This is a genomic window from Mycobacterium sp. NGS58, from assembly GCF_059812385.1.
Genome location: NZ_JCALCO010000008.1, coordinates 134102 through 151855, shown reverse-complemented (window position 1 = coordinate 151855; position 17754 = coordinate 134102). Strand labels below are relative to the sequence as shown.

Below are 17754 nucleotides of genomic sequence, written 5' to 3'. Positions count from 1 at the left end.
TTGATGGCGCTGACCTGCCACGCCCAACTTCGTTGCGCTCGCAGTCACCGCTAGGCTGGCCCGCTGTGATCACCCGGATGTCCCAGTTGTTTTTGCGCACCTTGCGCGACGATCCCGCCGACGCCGAAGTTGCCAGCCACAAGCTGTTGATCCGGGCGGGCTACATCCGGCCCGTAGCACCCGGGCTGTACAGCTGGCTGCCGCTGGGGTTGCGGGTGCTGCGCCGGATCGAGGGCATCGTCCGCGAGGAGATGAACGCCATTGGCGGGCAAGAGATCTTGTTCCCCGCCCTGCTGCCGCGCGGACCGTATGAGACGACGAACCGGTGGACCGAATACGGCGACTCGGTGTTCCGGCTGCAGGACCGGCGCGGCAACGACTACCTGCTGGGCCCCACCCACGAAGAGCTGTTCACCCTGACCGTCAAGGGCGAATACAGCTCCTACAAAGACTTTCCGGTCCTGCTGTATCAGATCCAGAACAAATATCGTGACGAGGCGCGGCCACGGGCCGGCATCCTGCGGGTCCGCGAGTTCCTGATGAAGGACTCCTACTCGTTCGACGTCGACGACGCCGGACTCAAGGCCGCCTACCACGCGCATCGCGAGGCCTATCAGCGCATCTTCTCGCGCCTGCAGGTGCGCTACGTCATCGTCTCCGCCGTGTCGGGCGCCATGGGCGGCAGCGCATCCGAGGAGTTCCTGGCCGAAAGCGCGGTCGGTGAGGACACCTTCGTGCGGTGCCTGGAGTCCGGGTACGCGGCCAACGTCGAGGCCGTCGTCACCGCCCGCCCAGAACCGAAGTCCGCGGAAGAAGTGGCCGGGCTGCCCGAGGCGGTGGTCCACGACACCGGCGACACCCCGACCATCGCCACCCTGGTGGACTGGGCCAACCAGGCGGACCTGGGGCGCCCCGTCACCGCGGCCGACACGTTGAAGAACGTCCTGCTCAAGGTCCGCCAGCCGGGCGGCGAGTGGGAGCTACTGGCCATCGGGGTGCCGGGGGACCGTGAGGTCGACGACAAGCGGCTGGGCGCGGCGCTGGAACCGGCCGAATATGCGCTGCTCGACGACGCCGACTTCGCCAAGTACCCGTTCCTGGTGAAGGGGTACATCGGTCCGAAAGCGTTGCAAGACAACGGTGTTCGCTACCTGGTCGATCCGCGGGTGGTGGACGGCACCAGCTGGATCACCGGGGCCGACGAAGCCGGGCGGCACGTCGTCGGACTGGTCGCCGGCCGGGACTTCGCCGCCGACGGCACCATCGAGGCCGCCGAGGTCCGCGACGGTGACCCCTCGCCGGACGGCGCTGGCCCCCTGGTCTCGGCGCGCGGTATCGAGGTCGCCCACATCTTCCAGCTCGGCCGCAAATACACCGACGCCTTCACCGCCGATGTGCTCGGCGAGGACGGCAAGCCGGTGCGCCTGACCATGGGCTCCTATGGCCTGGGGGTGTCGCGGATGGTCGCCGTCATCGCCGAGCAGCACCACGACGAGTTGGGCCTGCGGTGGCCGTCTGCGGTCGCACCCTTCGACGTCCATCTGGTGATCGCCAATAAAGACGACCAGGCCCGCACCGGAGCCACCGACCTGGCCGCCGAGCTGGACGGGTTGGGCATCGAAGTGCTGCTCGACGACCGCCAGGCCTCGCCGGGCGTGAAGTTCAAGGACGCCGAACTGCTGGGCGTGCCGTGGATCGTCGTGGTGGGGCGGGGCTGGGCGGACGGCGTGGTGGAGCTGCGCGACCGCTTCGGCGGTCAAACCCGCGAAGTGGCGACCGGCCCGTCGCTGGCCACCGATATCGCGGCGGTCCTGGGCGGCTAGTCGTTCCCGCCGGGGAAGCTCGTCGTGATCGGCCAGGCGCCCAGGACCCGGCTCCACCGAGCGGCCATGACCGCGCTCTGGACCAGGGCCGTCGCGGCGAACGCGCGATCCGCGCCGGTCTCCGCGTGCTCGGCGACCACCCGCCACGCTCCCGCGCCGTCGTTCTCCATCCGTGCGGCCAGCCGCGCCGCGTCGGCCGGACCGCCGACCACCATGGGCAGCTGGTAGCCGGCCGCCGCGACCGGCGCGGTCACCTTGCGGGCGTTCAATATCGCGATGACGTCGTCGCGGCGCTGGCGGTGCTGCGCGAGCGCCTCCACCACCATGTCGTTCACGCTGGGCGGCGAGAGCGCCGAGACGATGCCGTAGCCGTAGATCGTCGAATGCTCGATCGCCAGCGCGTCGCACAGCGCCGTGTTGTCGGCGTCCTTGCCCGAGGTCATATCGACGGACCCCCGGGCACCAGCGCCACCGTGTATGACGCCGTGCACGAAGCGGCGATCGAGGCGAGCAGCCCGGCCCGGTACCCGGGTTCGGTGCCGACCAGGCGACTCGCGCTGTCGGCCGAGGCGCGCAACGCGTCGATCACGTCGGACACCGGCGGCGGGGGCGGGGGCGGCCCGGCCGGTTGAGCCTGGCTCGGGCTGGGCGTTTCGCTCGAGGGCGACGTGGCGAGCTTGCCGGTCGCGCGGGAGATCTCCGCGGACAGCGCCCGAGCATGGGCGGCGCGCTGGCTGGACACCACCCCCAACGCGGCGGCGACCTGTGGCGGGTTGCCGACGGCCGCGGCGGCGGCACCCGCAAGGGCGCTGTCGTGCCGGGCCTGATCGAGCGGCCCCAGCAGTTGCTCGACGGGCGGCGGCTTGGGCGCGGGCTTGCTGCAGGCGGTCACCCCCGCCCCGAGCGCGGCCAAAGCCACACCGCCGGCGAGGACATCTCGTCTGTTGACGAACGGAACTGCGCTAGGCACAAGGACATCCTGCCATCGGGGCGAAGGCGGGCAAGATGCCAGGACGTGATCACGGCGTCAACCTCGAATCCTGGCGTATCGTGGATAGCTGGTTCTCGCAGAGGACAGCCGCTGACAGCAACGGCCGGCACGGATGCTCCTCCGCCGGGACACCGGAAGTCGCCTGCGAAGCCATCGGGGCGCCGACATCCGCCAGATGACCGGACAACTCAAGATGAGGAGCTCGCCGTGACCACCGGGCTACCGTCGCAGACGCAGGTGATCGAGCTACTCGGTGGAGAGTTTGCGCGCGCCGGCTTCGATATCGAAGACGTGGTCATCGACGCCCGGACCCGTCCCCCGCGAATCATGGTGATCGCCGACAGCGACAACGGCCTCGATCTGGACACGGCAGCCACGCTGTCCCGCTCGGCATCGGCGCTGCTCGACGGCCTGGACGCCATATCGGACCACTACGTGCTCGAGGTCTCCTCGCCCGGCGTGGACCGCCCGCTGACCACCCCGAAGCATTTCCGTCGGGCCCGCGGCCGCAAGGTCGACGTGGTTTTGTCGGACGGATCGAAGCTGACCGGCCGGGTCGGTGCGACAACCGAGGGCACGGTCGCGCTGGTGGTGCGCGCCGGCCGGGACTGGGCAGTGCGCGAGATCCCACTCGGAGACATTGCGAAAGCTGTTGTCCAGGTAGAGTTTTCGCCTCCGAACCAAGCGGAGCTGGAACTGGCGAGTATGGGTCAGGCCCGGAGGACGGAGACCGGAGCATGAACATCGACATGGCCGCGCTGCACGCCATCGAGGTAGATCGGGGCATCTCGGTCAACGAGCTGCTCGAGACGATCAAATCGGCGCTGCTCACCGCCTACCGGCACACCGAAGGCCACCAGAACGACGCGCGGATCGAGATCGACCGCAAGACGGGTGTCGTGCGGGTGATGGCCCGGGAGACCGACGAAGACGGCAACGTCATCAGTGAATGGGACGACACCCCCGAGGGATTCGGGCGCATCGCCGCCACCACCGCCCGCCAGGTCATGCTGCAGCGTTTCCGCGACGCGGAAAACGAGCGGACCTACGGCGAATTCTCCACCCGCGAGGGGGAGATCGTCGCGGGCGTCATCCAGCGTGACAGCCGGGCAAACGCCCGCGGCCTGGTCGTGGTCCGGATGGGCACCGAGACGAAGGCCTCCGAGGGCGTGATCCCGGCGGCCGAGCAGGTGCCCGGCGAAAGCTACGAGCACGGCAACCGCGTGCGGTGCTACGTGATCGGGGTGACCCGCGGGGCGCGGGAGCCGCTGATCACCCTGTCGCGCACCCACCCGAACCTGGTCCGCAAGCTGTTCTCGCTGGAAGTGCCCGAGATCGCCGACGAATCCGTGGAGATCGTCGCCGTGGCCCGGGAGGCCGGCCACCGTTCCAAGATCGCGGTGAAGTCCAACCTTCCCGGCCTGAACGCCAAGGGCGCCTGCATCGGCCCGATGGGGCAGCGGGTCCGCAACGTGATGAGCGAGCTGTCCGGCGAGAAAATCGACATCATCGACTACGACGACGACCCCGCGCGCTTCGTCGCCAATGCGCTCTCGCCGGCGAAGGTGGTATCGGTCTCGATCATCGACCAGGCGGCGCGCGCTGCCCGCGTGGTGGTACCCGACTTCCAGCTGTCGCTGGCCATCGGCAAGGAGGGCCAGAACGCGCGCCTGGCTGCCCGGCTCACGGGATGGCGCATCGACATCCGCGGGGACTCGCCCGTTGGACATTCGGAGCGCCAGTCCGAACATGGCGCCACCCACGGAATGGCCCACGACCGCTAGCTGCCCGGCCGGCCGCCCCGGCACATCCTCGGGCGGTTCTGACCATCGATTCGGTGACGCTAGACTGAGCCGTGATCCAGCGCGAACTTTCGGCTCCTGAAGCCACGTCGCACCGTCATGCGGGTGGACCCGTACGGACGTGCGTCGGGTGCCGAAAGCGAGAGCTGGCCGTCGAGCTGCTTCGAGTGGTGGCTGTGCCGAGCGGGAACGGCGACTTCGCCGTGATCGTTGACACAGGCAAGAGGCTGCCGGGGCGGGGTGCATGGCTGCATCCCGGGCCGCAGTGCGTGCGACAGGCAATCCGGCGGCGGGCTTTCACCAAAGCGCTGCGCATCACCGGTTCACCGGATACATCCGCGGTGGTCGAGCACATAGAGTTCCTCTGTGCGCCCGAGCGCCCGGCAACAGAACAGGTAGCAAAGAACATGAGCACACCGTGAAGTCCCGATGACAATGCGTCATAGCTGAACCCGAGGCGCGGCCCCACGACTGTCGCCTCATAGACAGGAGATGTAGTGGCAGGTAAGGCCCGCGTACACGAGTTAGCTAAGGAACTCGGTGTCACCAGCAAGGAAGTCCTCGCCCGACTGAATGATCAGGGCGAATTCGTTAAATCGGCATCGTCGACGGTAGAAGCCCCGGTGGCCCGCCGGCTGCGCGAGTCCTTCGGCGGCGGCAAGGCCGCCGAGAAGGCCCCCGCGAAAGCCAGTGCACAAGGGGGAACCAAGGCGCCCGCCGCCAAGGCCCCCGACAAATCGCTCGACAAGGCCCTCGACAACGCCATCGGCAGTGCGGTCGGCAACGGCGAAGCGACGGCGACGCCCGCCCGGCCCGCCGCCCCGGCCGCGTCCGCTGCGACGCCCGCCGAGGCCCCGGCCCGCCCGGGCCCGGCTCCCGCACGGCCGTCCGCGCCGTCGCCGGGGCAGCCGAAGCCGCCCGCGCCCGGGCAGCCGCCCGGCCAGGCGCCGCGCCCCGGTATGACGCCGGGCCCGCGTCCGGGTCCGATGCCCAAGCCCCGCGCCCCGCGCGTCGGCAACAACCCGTTCTCGTCGGCGCAACCCGTCGACCGGCCCATCCCGCGCCCGCAGGCGCCCCGTCCGGGAGCGCCCCGTCCGGGCGCACCGCGGCCCGGCGGTGCTTCCCCGGGCAACATGCCGCCGCGACCCGCCGGCGCCGGTGGGCCTGGTCGCCCGGCCCGGCCCGGTGCCCCGCGTCCCGGCGGTGGCCGTCCTGGTGGTCCCGGCGGTCGTGACGGCGGCGGCGGCAACTACCGCGGCGGCGGTGGCGGCGGAGTCGGTGCCCCGCCCGGAGGCGGCGGCGGATTCCGTGGCCGTCCTGGTGGCGGTGGCGGCGGTGGCCGCCCAGGCCAGCGCGGCGGTGCCGCCGGCGCTTTCGGCCGTCCCGGCGGTGCGCCGCGACGGGGCCGCAAGTCGAAGCGGGCGAAACGCGCCGAATACGAGAACATGCAGGCGCCCGTCGTCGGCGGTGTGCGGTTGCCGCACGGCAACGGCGAGACCATCCGGCTGGCCCGCGGCGCGTCGCTGAGCGACTTCGCCGACAAGATCAACGCCAACCCGGCCTCGCTGGTGCAGGCGCTGTTCAACCTCGGCGAGATGGTCACCGCCACGCAGTCGGTCGGCGACGAGACGCTCGAGCTGCTGGGCAGCGAGATGAATTACGTCGTCCAGGTCGTCAGCCCCGAGGACGAGGACCGCGAGCTGCTGGAGTCCTTCGACCTGTCCTACGGCGAGGACGAGGGCGGCGAGGAGGACCTGCAGACCCGGCCGCCGGTGGTGACCGTCATGGGTCACGTCGACCACGGTAAAACCCGACTGCTGGACACCATCCGGAACGCCAGCGTGCGCGAGGCCGAGGCGGGTGGCATCACCCAGCACATCGGTGCCTACCAGGTGACCGTCGAACACGACGGCGTCGAGCGGCCGATCACGTTCATCGACACCCCGGGCCACGAGGCGTTCACCGCCATGCGTGCCCGCGGCGCGAAGGCCACCGACATCGCCATCCTGGTGGTCGCAGCCGACGACGGCGTCATGCCGCAGACGGTGGAGGCCATCAACCACGCCCAGGCGGCCGACGTGCCGATTGTGGTGGCGGTCAACAAGATTGACGTCGAGGGCGCCGATCCGGCCAAGATCCGCGGGCAGCTCACCGAATACGGTTTGGTGGCAGAGGATTTCGGTGGCGACACCATGTTCGTCGACATCTCCGCCAAGCAGGGCACCAACATCGAGCAGCTGCTCGAGGCGGTGCTGCTGACCGCCGATGCGGCCCTGGACCTGAGGGCCAACCCCGACATGGAGGCCCAGGGTGTGGCGATCGAGGCGCACCTGGACCGCGGTCGAGGTCCGGTCGCCACGGTCCTGGTGCAGCGCGGCACGCTGCGCGTCGGCGACTCCGTCGTCGCCGGCGACGCGTACGGCCGGGTGCGCCGCATGGTCGACGAGCACGGCGACGACGTCGAAGAGGCGCTGCCGTCGCGGCCGGTGCAGGTCATCGGTTTCACCTCGGTGCCGGGCGCCGGCGACAACCTCCTGGTCGTCGACGAGGACCGCATCGCCCGCCAGATCGCCGACAAGCGCAGCGCCCGCAAGCGCAACGCGCTGGCGGCGCGTTCCCGCAAGCGGATCAGCCTGGAGGACCTGGACTCGGCGCTGAAGGAAACCAGCCAGCTGAACCTGATCCTCAAGGGCGACAACGCCGGTACGGTCGAGGCGCTGGAAGAGGCCCTGATGGGCATCCAGATCGACGACGAGGTGGCGCTGCGCGTCATCGACCGCGGTGTCGGTGGCATCACCGAGACCAACGTCAACCTGGCGTCGGCCTCGGACGCGGTGATCATCGGCTTCAACGTGCGTGCCGAGGGCAAGGCCACCGAGCTGGCCAACCGCGAGGGTGTGGAGATCCGCTACTACTCGGTGATCTACCAGGCGATCGACGAGATCGAGAAGGCCCTGCGCGGCATGCTCAAGCCGATCTACGAGGAGAACACGCTGGGCCGCGCCGAGATCCGGGCGATCTTCCGGTCCTCGAAGGTCGGGATCATCGCCGGCTGCATGATCAGCAGCGGCATCGTGCGCCGCAACGCCAAGGCGCGGTTGTTGCGGGACAACATCGTGGTCACCGACAACCTCTCGATCACCTCGCTGCGACGGGAGAAGGACGACGTGACCGAGGTCCGCGAGGGCTTCGAGTGCGGTATGACGCTCGGTTACTCCGACCTCAAGGAAGGCGACATCATCGAGTCCTACGAGTTGGTCCAGAAAGAGCGCACCTGACCACCGCCGACGATGCAGAGCGAAGCGATGAGGAGAAGGCGGTGAATTCATAATGGCCGACCCGGCCCGGGCGCGCCGTTTGGCCAAGCGGATCAACACGATCGTCGCCTCGGCGATCGAGTTCGAGATCAAGGATCCCGGGCTGGAGGGGGTCACCATCGTCGACGCGAAGGTGACCGCCGACCTGCACGATGCGACGGTGTTCTACACGGTGATGGGACGCACGCTGGACGACGAGCCGGACTACGGGGCCGCCGCGGCCGCCCTGGAACGGGCCAAGGGGGCGCTGCGCACCCTGGTCGGTGCCGGCACCGGCGTGCGCTTCACGCCCACGCTGACGTTCACCCGCGACACCACGTCGGACAACGTGCAGCGGATGGACGAGTTGTTGGCGCGTGCGCGTGCTGCGGACGCTGATCTGGCGCGGGTTCGTTCGGGCGCCAAGCCGGCCGGGGAGGCCGATCCTTATCGGGAAAGCGGATCGGGCCTCGAGCCCGGCTTCGACGGGAGTATCCGTGACGACGACCAACGCGAATACTGAACTGGGCGGCTCCAGGGTGGGGGCGCGCATCGACGCCGCGGGTGCGGTCGAACTGCTGTCGGGAGCCGACACCGTCGCGGTGATCGCCCACGTGCATCCCGACGCCGACACCATCGGCGCCGGGCTGGCGCTGGGGCTGGTGCTGGACAAGTGCGGCAAGCGGGTCGAGGTCAGTTTCGCCGAGCCGGCGGGGCTGCCCGAGTCCCTGGCGTCGCTGCCCGGCTGCCGGCTGCTGGTCAGTCCAGACGCGATGGACCGCGACGCCGACTTGGTTGTGACCGTTGACGTTCCGAGCGTCAAGCGGCTGGGCGCGTTGAGCGAGTTGGCCATAGCGGCAGGCGAGGTGTTGGTCATCGACCACCACGCCTCCAACGATGTGTTCGGCACCGCCAATTTCATTGACGTGTCGGCAGATTCGACGACGATGATGATCGCCGACATTCTCGACGCCTGGGGCAAGCCGATCGAATCCGACGTCGCGCACTGCATCTACGCCGGACTCACGACCGATACCGGCTCGTTCCGCTGGGCCAGCGGGCGCGCCCTGCGGCTGGCCGCCCGGCTGGTCGACGCCGGCGTCGACAACGCCGCGATCAGCCGCACGCTGATGGACAGCCACCCGTTCGGATGGCTGCCGCTGCTGTCGCGGGTGCTGGCCTCTGCCCAGCTGCTGCCCGACGTCGCGGGTGGCTTAGGGCTGGTGTATGCCGTTGTCGCGCACGAGGATTGGGTCGGTTCACGCCCAGAGGAAGTCGAGAGCATCGTCGACATCGTGCGCACGACGCAGCAGGCGGAGGTCGCCGCGGTGTTCAAGGAGATCGCTCCGCGACAGTGGTCGGTGTCGATGCGGGCCAAGGCCGCGGTGGACCTGGCGTCGGTCGCGTCCGGGTTCGGCGGGGGCGGGCACCGGCTGGCGGCCGGCTACTCGACCAGCGGATCGATCGACGACGCGGTGGCGTCGCTGCGCACCGCCCTCGGCTAGAACGCCGCTCTAGAAGGCCCAGCTTCCGGAGCGCTGCACGACGAATCCGTGGTCGCCGCTGGTGGTGTCCAGGCAGGCGACGAGGTCGTCAGCGCCCACCGCGCAGGTGACGTTGAGGTAGGTCAACTTCTGCCCCGGCGCCAGCGCCTTGCTGCCCGCCGGCAGCGGGGCCGGATTGCCGTCGCATCCGCCGTAGGACATGCGGGTCAGCTGGTAGCCCGGCCCCTTGAAGTCCACCGAACCCACGACACAGTCGCCGGGCCGTGGGCGGCCGCCGGGGAAGGGGACGTCGTCCATACCGAGCATGTCGCCCTTGCACTTGATGTCCTGCGACGGTTGCGGCACGGGCGGTGGCCCGCCGTAGAAGTCGCAGACCAGGGCGGGGCCGGCGGAGAAACTGACCCGCGGCGGGCTCCCCGGCGCGCCGGTGCCCAGGTAGCCGTCGGCCGGAACGGCGGAGAAGGCGTCGAGGTTGGGAAATCCCGGTGGGGGCAGCGCGCCCGCGTGCGGTGCGAACACCGCGATCGCCGACGCGACCGCCAGCGTCAGGCCGACCAGCAGCCTCACCGCGAATCCGACGACCGCACGCATCAGCTGATCGTATGGGGTGGGCCGGATCGCCGGGGCGGACTGGCGCAGATCTCTCAGCGCACCTGCGAGCGCCCCCGTTGCAGCACGGCCTCCCGGTTGGCGGCGATGTCGTCCCCGCTGGTCCGGAACTGCCGGGCCGCGGTCGCCTCTTGCCACAGCCCCGCGCTGGTCTGCGCGTCGTCGATGCGGTGATAGGACGCCAGCAGCGCCCGCACCGCGTCCTGGTTGTTTCCGACGATCGAGGCCGCCACCGTCCGGGCGGCGGGAAGCAGCTGGTCGTGCGCCACCACCTCGGTCACCAGGCCCGCGCGCAGCGCGTCGCCGGCGGACAGGTAGTCCCCCGTCATGCTCATCCGCCGCGCCAGGCCGACTCCTACCTTCTGCGGCAACCGCACGCTCAGGCCCCAGGTGGGCAGCAGGCCCACCCGTGCGTGCGTGTCCGCGAACCGGGCGTTCTCCGAGGCGATCAGGATGTCGCAGTACAACGCCAACTCCAGCCCGCCGGTCACCGCGGCGCCGTTGATCGCCCCAATCACCGGCTTGGTCAGCGCCGGCCACCGCGGCGAGATGTCTGGAAGCGCCGAGGAGCCACCCAGTTCCTTGAGGTCCAGTCCCGCGCAGAACACCGGGTCGGCGCCGGTGACGATGACGACGTCGACGCCGTTGTCGGTTTCGGCGTCGGCCAATGCGCCGAAGAAGCGGTCCCGCAGAGCCGAAGACAGCGCGTTGCGCGACTGGGGCCGGTTGAGGGTGAGGGTCCGCACTCGTTCGTCGGTGTCGATCAGCAGGATCTCGTCGGTCATCACATCACCGTAGCCAGTCGCCCGGCACGCGCGGGCGTCCGCCTCACCCCCCGCGGATCCGCCGGGGAGCGGCGGGGTCGAGCAGCGCTTATCGTGGACAAGATGTGCCGGAACATCACCGAACTGCGCGGTCTGCAGCCAGCGGCCACCGCCGAGGAAATCGCGGCGGCGGCCCGGCAGTATGTGCGCAAGGTCAGCGGCATCACCCACCCCTCGGCAGCCAATGCCGATGCGTTCGAGGTGGCGGTTGCCGAGGTCACCGAGACGACGACGCGGTTGCTGGGGCAACTGCCGCCGCGGCGCCAGCCACCCAAGACGGTGCCGCCGCTGCGTCGGCCAGAGGTGGTGGCGCGGATGGCGGACGCGAAATGACCGTCGCGACAAGAACTCCCGCGCTCAAGGAGTGGAGCGCCGCGGTGCATGCCCTGCTGGACGGCCGCCAGCGGGTGTTGCTGCGCAAGGGCGGCATCGGGGAGAAGCGATTCGAACTGGCCGCGCGCGAATTCCTGTTGTTCCCAACGGTCGCGCACAGCCACGCCGAGCGGGTGCGCCCCGAGCATCAGGACCTGCTGGCACCCGCCGCCGCGGACAGCACCGACGAACAGTTGGTGATCCGGGCCGCCGCGAAAGTTGTTGCGGCGGTGCCCGTTGAGCGCCCGGACGGCCTTTCGGCCATCGAGGACCTGCACATCTGGACCGCCGACTCGGTGCGCGCCGACCGGCTCGACTTTCGTCCCAAGCACAAGCTGGCCGTCCTGGTGGTGTCGGTGAGCCCTTTGGCCGAGCCCGTGCGCATGATCCGGACTACCGAATATGGCGGCTGCAAGAGCTGGGTGGAGCTGCCGGTGCAGGCGCCGTTGGGGGCGCCGGTGCACGACGACGCGACGCTGGCCGCGGTCGCCGCCCGGGTCGGCGCCGCCGTCGGCTGACGAGTCAGAACTTGTAGTACGGCGCGAGGTCGTTGGCGCGTTGCACGTTGGTCTGCATGCAATCGACCTCGGGATTGGAGTAGACGGTCGAGTAGTACAGCGCCTGCTGCAGCACCCCGTAGCTGGTCTTGAACACGACCATGCAGGAGTAGAACCAGTAGCTGTTGTGGTAGGTCGGCTTGAGCACCCAGTACTGCGCGGCGCGGTGACCCGCGATCGTCGTCTCGACGGCGTCGGCGGGGAGCGACTGCTCGTAGGTGCGCCAGATGATCGGCTCGACGGCCACCTGATAGTTCCCGGCGTCGAAGTGGCAGCGCAGCCCGTCTTCGTGTTCGGGCGGCGTAAAGCCCAGCCCGAGCCGCTGGATCACGTCGAACGGAATGTCCTCGCACGCGTCGAACGGGCGGGGATCGGTGGTCGCCACGATCGGGCTCTTCATCGTGGTTTCCATCGGCTGGGCGGTCGACCTCAGCATGACGGGCCGATTTCCGGCGCCCGGCCCGGCCGGGGCGGTCAACAACCCCACCGTGCCCCCGATGGCCGCTGTGAGCAGCGCACCCAGCGCCCCCACCAGACGAACATTGGCGAACACGACACCCCCTGACGCCTCAGCGGTCCTTTGGGGGGAGTGTACAAGTCGCGCGGGAGGCGTCACAGGCAAACCAGAACTTGTTCTAACTCGCCCGCCCACCGGCCGGAATGACGCCCGCGAAACGGGCTTGCCCCGGTCGGCTCGTTAGGGTGGTTAATCGTGGCTGGGCATACATCAGGGCAGGAACCGACCAACGGTGGGCAGCCGACGCTGTGGGCGGTGTCCGATCTGCACACCGGTCACCTCGGCAACAAGCCGGTCACCGAGTCGCTGCATCCCTCCCATCCGGACGACTGGCTGATCGTCGCCGGCGATGTCGCCGAGCGCACCGACGAGATTCGCTGGGCGCTTGACCTGCTGCGACGGCGCTTCGCCAAGGTGATCTGGGTGCCGGGCAACCACGAGCTGTGGACGACCACCCGCGACCCCGTGCAGGTCTTCGGCAAGGCGCGCTACGAATACCTGGTCAACATGTGCGACGAGATGGGTGTGGTCACACCCGAGCACCCGTTCCCGGTCTGGACCGAGCGCGGTGGCCCGGCCACGATCGTGCCGATGTTCCTGCTCTACGACTACAGCTTCTTGCCTGAGGGGGCCACGAGCAAAGCCGAAGGCCTGATGATCGCGCGCGACCGCAACGTGGTCGCCACCGACGAGTTCCTGCTCTCCCCGGAGCCGTACGCCACCCGTGAGGCGTGGTGCCGCGAGCGGCTCGAGATCACCCGTGCCCGCCTCGAAGAGCTGGACTGGATGACACCGACCGTCCTGGTGAATCACTTCCCGCTGGTCCGTGACCCGTGCGACGCGCTGTTCTACCCGGAGTTCTCGCTGTGGTGCGGAACCACCAAGACCGCCGACTGGCACACCCGCTACAACGCCGTCTGTTCGGTCTACGGCCACCTGCACATCCCGCGGACCACCTGGTATGACGACGTGCGCTTCGAGGAGGTGTCGGTGGGCTATCCGCGGGAGTGGCGGCGCCGCAGGCCGCCCAGCTGGCTGCGTCAGGTGCTGCCGGATCCGCAGTACGCGCCGGGCGACCTCAACGACTTCGGCGGCCACTTCGAGATCACTCCCGAGATGCGGCGGCAGGCCGCGCAGTTCCGGGAACGGTTGCGCCAGAGGCAATCACGATGACGGGAGACATGCTGGTCTCCGCGGTGCTGCCGGAGGCGGACGGCCTGGCCTACTCGGAGGTGTATTCCGACCCGCCCGATCTCGCGCCGCTGCCCGAAGAGGAGCCGCTGATCGCCAGGTCGGTGGCCAAGCGGCGCAACGAGTTCATCACCGTCCGGCACTGCGCCCGGGTCGCGCTGGGTGAGCTCGGTCTGCCGCCGGTGCCGATCCTGAAGGGCGAGAAGGGAGAACCCTGCTGGCCCGACGGCGTGGTGGGCAGTCTCACGCACTGCACGGGCTATCGGGGCGCGGTGGTGGGCCGCACCGACGCGGTGCGCTCGGTGGGCATCGACGCCGAACCGCACGACGTGCTGCCCGACGGCGTGCTGAACGCGATCACGCTCGAAGAGGAGCGACACGAAATCTCGGCCTTGCCCGCGGGGCTGCACTGGGACCGAATCCTGTTCTGCGCCAAGGAAGCGACCTATAAGGCCTGGTTCCCGCTGACCAAGCGGTGGCTCGGTTTCGAGGACGCGCACGTCGTGTTCGACCTCGACCCGCCCGACGGGGGAACCAGCGGGGTGTTCGTCTCCAAGATCCTGATCGACCCGGAGGCGGTGTCGGGTCCGCCGCTGACCGCGCTGCGGGGTCGTTGGTCGGTCGAGCGCGGTCTGGTGCTCACCGCCATCGTGCTATGAGTGAAAGCCCTAGCGGGCCCGGAATAGTCGTCGTCGACAAGCCGCCCGGGATGACCAGTCACGACGTGGTCGGCCGCTGCCGCCGGATCTTTTCCACCCGCAGGGTGGGGCATGCGGGGACGCTGGACCCGATGGCCACCGGCGTGCTGGTGATCGGCGTCGAGCGCGCCACCAAGATCCTCGGCCTGCTGACCGCGGCCGCCAAGTCGTACACCGCCACCATCCGGCTGGGCCAGACCACATCCACCGACGATGCCGAGGGCGACCTGGTGCACAGCGTCTCGGCGCGGCACCTGACGCACGAGGCGATCGAATCCGCCGTGGGCGGCCTGCGCGGCGACATCGAACAGGTGCCGTCGACGGTCAGCGCGATCAAGATCGACGGCAAGCGCGCCTACCGGCTGGCCCGCGAGGGCCAGGTCGTCGAACTCAAGGCGCGGCCGGTGCGCGTCGACCGCTTCGAGGTGTGCGACATCCGGACCGATGGTGCCGACGTCGTCGACCTGGATGTCGAGGTCGACTGCTCGTCGGGAACCTACATCCGTGCCCTGGCCCGCGATGTCGGCGCCGCCCTCGGGGTGGGCGGGCACCTGACGGCGTTGCGGCGCACCCGCGTCGGGCGCTTCGGGCTCGACGAGGCGTACCCGCTCGACGATCTGGCGGAGTGCCCGCGGCTCAGCTACACCTTGGACGAGGCCTGCCTGTTGATCTTCCCTCGCCGCGACCTGTCCACCGAGCAAGCCGAGGCGACCGGCAACGGCCGGCCCCTGGAGCCGGCGGGCATCGAGGGCGTCTACGCCGCCTGCGACCCCGACGGCCGGGTGATGGCGCTGTTGCGCGACGAGGGCGGGCGCACGAAGTCGGTGGTGGTCATCCGCCCGGCGACGATGCAGGACGGGAGGTCCTGAGGCGGGGGGAGAGGCGGGCCATCGGCGCCGCCCGGCGTCGCTCTGACGGCCCCGGCCGAACGGTTGGTTGGGCTACGTTGCACACTGAGGTACCTAGGCGGCCTACGGAAGGGGCTGAGATGTCCACCAAAACGTTTAACAAGGTTTACGTCGTCGGCGTCGGCATGACGAAGTTCGAGAAGCCGGGCCGCCGTGAGGGCTGGGATTACCCCGACATGGCCAGGGAGTCGGGAACTAATGCGCTGGCGGACGCCGGCATCGACTACCGCGAGGTCCAGCAGGGCTACGTCGGCTACGTCGCCGGTGATTCGACGTCGGGGCAGCGGGCGCTCTACGAGTTGGGCATGACCGGCATCCCCGTCGTCAATGTGAACAACAACTGTTCCACCGGCTCGACGGCGCTGTTCCTGGCGGCGCAGGCCATTCGCGGCGGCATCGTCGACTGCGCGATCGCGCTCGGCTTCGAGAAGATGCAGCCCGGCTCGCTGGGCGGCGGCGCCCAGGACCGCGCATCGCCGATGGGTAAGCACGTCAAGGCGATGGCCGACATCGACGAGTTCGCCATGCCCGTCGCCCCGTGGATGTTCGGCGCCGCCGGGCGCGAACACATGAGGCAATACGGCAGCACCGCAGAGCATTTCGCCAAGATCGGGTACAAGAACCACAAACACTCGGTCAACAACCCGTTCGCCCAGTTCCAGGAGTCCTACACGCTCGACGACATCCTGGCGGCGCGGATGATTTCCGACCCACTGACCAAGCTGCAGTGCTCGCCGACCTCGGACGGTTCGGGTGCGGCGATCCTGGCCTCCGAAGGCTTCGTCGAAAGCCACGGGCTGGCCGGCCAGGCGGTGGAGATCGTCGGCCAGGCCATGACGACCGACTTCGCCTCGACGTTCGACGGCAGCGCGAAAAACCTCATCGGCTACGACATGAACGTCCAAGCCGCACAACAGGTTTACCAGCAGTCCGGGCTCGGGCCGCAGGACTTTCAGGTGATCGAGCTGCACGACTGCTTCTCGGCCAACGAACTGCTGCTGTACGAGGCCCTCGGCCTGTGCGGTCCCGGTGAGGCGCCCAAGCTGATCGACAACAACGACACCACCTACGGCGGTCGGTGGGTGGTCAACCCGTCCGGGGGCCTGATCTCCAAGGGACACCCGCTGGGCGCGACCGGGCTGGCGCAATGCGCGGAGCTGACCTGGCAGCTGCGCGGAACGGCCGACAAGCGTCAGGTCGACAACGTCAGCGCCGCACTGCAACACAACATCGGGCTGGGCGGCGCCGCCGTCGTCACCGCCTACCAGCGCGCCGAGCGTTAACACGCCATGATCGGGTGGTCCGACACCGACCTGATGGTCCAGAACGCCGTTCGGCAGTTCGTGGACAAGGAGATTCGCCCGCATCTGGACGAATTGGAAACCGGCGAGATGTCGCCGTATCCGATCGTGCGAAAGCTGTTCAGCCAGTTCGGCCTCGATGCCTTGGCCGCCGAATCGGTCAAGAAGATGCTGGACCGCGAACGCGCCAAGCGCAACGGCGAGCAGGTCGACGAGGAGCGCGACGAAAAGCCGGATGAATCAAGCGGTTTCGGAGGCGGTGCGCAGGGGTCGATGATCGCGGTGCTGGTATCCGAAATCGCCCGGGTCAGCATCGGGTTGCTCAGCACCGCGTCGGTGAGCCTGGGCCTGGGCGCGGCGACCATCATGAGCCGCGGGACGCTGGCGCAGAAGGAACGCTGGCTGCCCGAGCTGATGACGCTGGAAAAGATTGCGGCGTGGGCGATCACGGAGCCGGACTCGGGCTCGGATGCGTTCGGCGGCATGAAAACCTACGTCAAGCGCGACGGCGGAGACTACATCCTCAACGGGCAGAAGACCTTCATCACCAACGGGCCCTGCGCTGACGTCCTGGTCGTGTACGCCAAACTCGACGAGGGAGACGCGAGCCCGGACAAGCAGGACAAGCGCAACCGGCCGGTACTCGTCTTCGTGCTCGATGCCGGCATGCCGGGACTGACACAGGGCAAGCCGTTCAAGAAGATGGGCATGATGTCCTCGCCGACCGGCGAGCTCTTCTTCGACAACGTGCGGCTGAGCCCGGACCGGCTGCTCGGCGAGAGCGAACAGCCCGCCGACGGCGACGGGCGCGACAGCGCCCGCGCCAACTTCGCCGCCGAGCGGATCGGAATCGCGATGATGGCCCTCGGCATCATCGACGAGTGCCACCGGCTGTGCGTGGATTACGCCAAGAGCCGGACGTTGTGGGGCCGCAACATCGGGCAATTCCAACTGATCCAGCTGAAGCTGGCCAAGATGGAGATCGCCCGGATGAACGTGCAGAACATGGTCTTTCACACCATCGAGCGCCAACAGGCCGGCAAGCCGCTGACACTGGCCGAGGCCTCGGCGATCAAGCTGTACTCGTCGGACGCGGCCACCGAGGTGGCGATGGAGGCCGTACAGCTGTTCGGCGGCAACGGATACATGGCCGAGTACCGAGTGGAGCAGCTGGCCCGCGACGCCAAATCGCTGATGATCTACGCGGGCAGCAACGAGGTTCAGGTCACTCACATCGCCAAGGGTCTGCTGGCCGACTGAGTTCGTTGGACCAACCGCGGCGTCGAACGTGCACTGGGCGCGAAAATTTTGCTGAAATCTCGCAATGAATGCACGCTCGGCACGGGGCACGGGGCACGGG

Annotated in this window: 18 protein-coding genes and 1 pseudogene; 14 read left to right on the top strand and 5 right to left on the bottom strand. The window is 69.0% G+C overall.

From position 1 onward, the window contains the following. Nucleotides 1-65: 65 nt before the first annotated feature. Nucleotides 66-1823 carry a proline--tRNA ligase gene (locus tag AC5Y4H_RS10420; protein WP_499981151.1) on the top strand — a complete coding sequence of 586 codons (1758 nt, stop codon included), beginning with the start codon at nucleotides 66-68 and terminating at the stop codon, nucleotides 1821-1823. On the opposite strand, the gene AC5Y4H_RS10415 is transcribed toward AC5Y4H_RS10420, so the two are convergent. Then, a complete protein-coding gene (locus AC5Y4H_RS10415; protein WP_499981149.1) occupies nucleotides 1820-2266 on the bottom strand; it encodes a ferritin-like domain-containing protein in 447 nt (148 codons plus the stop codon). The genes AC5Y4H_RS10420 and AC5Y4H_RS10415 overlap by 4 nt on opposite strands. Continuing rightward, nucleotides 2263-2793, bottom strand: a complete 531-nt coding sequence (locus AC5Y4H_RS10410; RefSeq protein WP_499981147.1) for a hypothetical protein — start codon at nucleotides 2791-2793, stop codon at nucleotides 2263-2265. The genes AC5Y4H_RS10415 and AC5Y4H_RS10410 overlap by 4 nt, the downstream gene beginning before the upstream one ends. Before the next feature lie 228 nt (nucleotides 2794-3021). On the opposite strand from AC5Y4H_RS10410, the gene rimP reads away from it, so the two are divergent. The 6 genes and pseudogenes from rimP to AC5Y4H_RS10380 all read left to right on the top strand — a co-directional run bounded on the left by rimP (nucleotide 3022) and on the right by AC5Y4H_RS10380 (nucleotide 9417). Beyond that, the gene (rimP, locus tag AC5Y4H_RS10405) at nucleotides 3022-3555 is read left to right on the top strand and encodes a ribosome maturation factor RimP (protein ID WP_499981145.1); all 534 of its coding nucleotides are present in this window, start codon (nucleotides 3022-3024) and stop codon (nucleotides 3553-3555) included. Continuing rightward, complete coding sequence (gene nusA, locus AC5Y4H_RS10400; RefSeq protein WP_499981143.1) at nucleotides 3552-4598, top strand: transcription termination factor NusA; 1047 nt, start codon at nucleotides 3552-3554, stop codon at nucleotides 4596-4598. Before rimP ends, nusA begins: the two co-directional genes overlap by 4 nt. Nucleotides 4599-4669: 71 nt before the next feature. After that, entirely contained in the window at nucleotides 4670-5038 is a 369-nt protein-coding gene (locus tag AC5Y4H_RS10395; RefSeq protein WP_499981140.1) for a YlxR family protein, read from the top strand. A 75-nt stretch (nucleotides 5039-5113) separates the two neighbouring features. Then, nucleotides 5114-7894 carry a translation initiation factor IF-2 gene (gene infB / locus AC5Y4H_RS10390; RefSeq protein WP_499981139.1) on the top strand — a complete coding sequence of 927 codons (2781 nt, stop codon included), beginning with the start codon at nucleotides 5114-5116 and terminating at the stop codon, nucleotides 7892-7894. 52 nt (nucleotides 7895-7946) lie between these two features. After that, nucleotides 7947-8424, top strand: a pseudogene (gene rbfA, locus AC5Y4H_RS10385) (30S ribosome-binding factor RbfA); the annotation flags it as partial. Next, the gene (locus AC5Y4H_RS10380; RefSeq protein ID WP_499981258.1) at nucleotides 8410-9417 is read left to right on the top strand and encodes a DHH family phosphoesterase; all 1008 of its coding nucleotides are present in this window, start codon (nucleotides 8410-8412) and stop codon (nucleotides 9415-9417) included. The pseudogene rbfA and the gene AC5Y4H_RS10380, both read left to right, overlap by 15 nt. 9 nt (nucleotides 9418-9426) lie before the next feature. Here AC5Y4H_RS10380 and AC5Y4H_RS10375 read toward each other — a convergent pair whose 3' ends face one another. Continuing rightward, the gene (locus AC5Y4H_RS10375) at nucleotides 9427-10008 is read right to left on the bottom strand and encodes a hypothetical protein (RefSeq protein ID WP_499981137.1); all 582 of its coding nucleotides are present in this window, start codon (nucleotides 10006-10008) and stop codon (nucleotides 9427-9429) included. Nucleotides 10009-10061: 53 nt separating this feature from the next. Continuing rightward, on the bottom strand, nucleotides 10062-10811 hold the full coding sequence (locus AC5Y4H_RS10370; protein WP_499981136.1) for an enoyl-CoA hydratase: 750 nt from the start codon (nucleotides 10809-10811) through the stop codon (nucleotides 10062-10064). A gap of 102 nt (nucleotides 10812-10913) precedes the next feature. On the opposite strand from AC5Y4H_RS10370, the gene AC5Y4H_RS10365 reads away from it, so the two are divergent. Next, nucleotides 10914-11183 carry a DUF2277 domain-containing protein gene (locus AC5Y4H_RS10365; RefSeq protein ID WP_499981130.1) on the top strand — a complete coding sequence of 90 codons (270 nt, stop codon included), beginning with the start codon at nucleotides 10914-10916 and terminating at the stop codon, nucleotides 11181-11183. Continuing rightward, nucleotides 11180-11740: a DUF1802 family protein gene (locus AC5Y4H_RS10360; RefSeq protein ID WP_499981126.1), complete on the top strand. Its 561-nt coding sequence runs from the start codon at nucleotides 11180-11182 to the stop codon at nucleotides 11738-11740. The genes AC5Y4H_RS10365 and AC5Y4H_RS10360 overlap by 4 nt, the downstream gene beginning before the upstream one ends. A 4-nt stretch (nucleotides 11741-11744) precedes the next feature. On the opposite strand, the gene AC5Y4H_RS10355 is transcribed toward AC5Y4H_RS10360, so the two are convergent. Beyond that, on the bottom strand, nucleotides 11745-12332 hold the full coding sequence (locus tag AC5Y4H_RS10355) for a DUF3558 domain-containing protein (protein WP_499981124.1): 588 nt from the start codon (nucleotides 12330-12332) through the stop codon (nucleotides 11745-11747). 159 nt (nucleotides 12333-12491) lie between these two features. Between AC5Y4H_RS10355 and pptH the strand changes: the two genes are divergently transcribed. The 5 genes from pptH (at nucleotide 12492) to AC5Y4H_RS10330 (ending at nucleotide 17654) form a co-directional block, all read left to right on the top strand. Beyond that, a complete protein-coding gene (gene pptH, locus AC5Y4H_RS10350; RefSeq protein WP_499981122.1) occupies nucleotides 12492-13469 on the top strand; it encodes an ACP phosphodiesterase PptH in 978 nt (325 codons plus the stop codon). Beyond that, nucleotides 13466-14146, top strand: coding sequence for a 4'-phosphopantetheinyl transferase PptT (gene pptT, locus AC5Y4H_RS10345; RefSeq protein WP_499981120.1), 681 nt, complete (start codon nucleotides 13466-13468; stop codon nucleotides 14144-14146). Before pptH ends, pptT begins: the two co-directional genes overlap by 4 nt. Beyond that, entirely contained in the window at nucleotides 14143-15054 is a 912-nt protein-coding gene (gene truB / locus AC5Y4H_RS10340; RefSeq protein ID WP_499981118.1) for a tRNA pseudouridine(55) synthase TruB, read from the top strand. The genes pptT and truB overlap by 4 nt, the downstream gene beginning before the upstream one ends. Before the next feature lie 119 nt (nucleotides 15055-15173). Beyond that, a complete protein-coding gene (locus AC5Y4H_RS10335) occupies nucleotides 15174-16376 on the top strand; it encodes a lipid-transfer protein (protein WP_499981116.1) in 1203 nt (400 codons plus the stop codon). Between the two features lie 6 nt (nucleotides 16377-16382). Beyond that, entirely contained in the window at nucleotides 16383-17654 is a 1272-nt protein-coding gene (locus tag AC5Y4H_RS10330) for an acyl-CoA dehydrogenase family protein (protein ID WP_499981113.1), read from the top strand. Nucleotides 17655-17754: the final 100 nt, after the last annotated feature.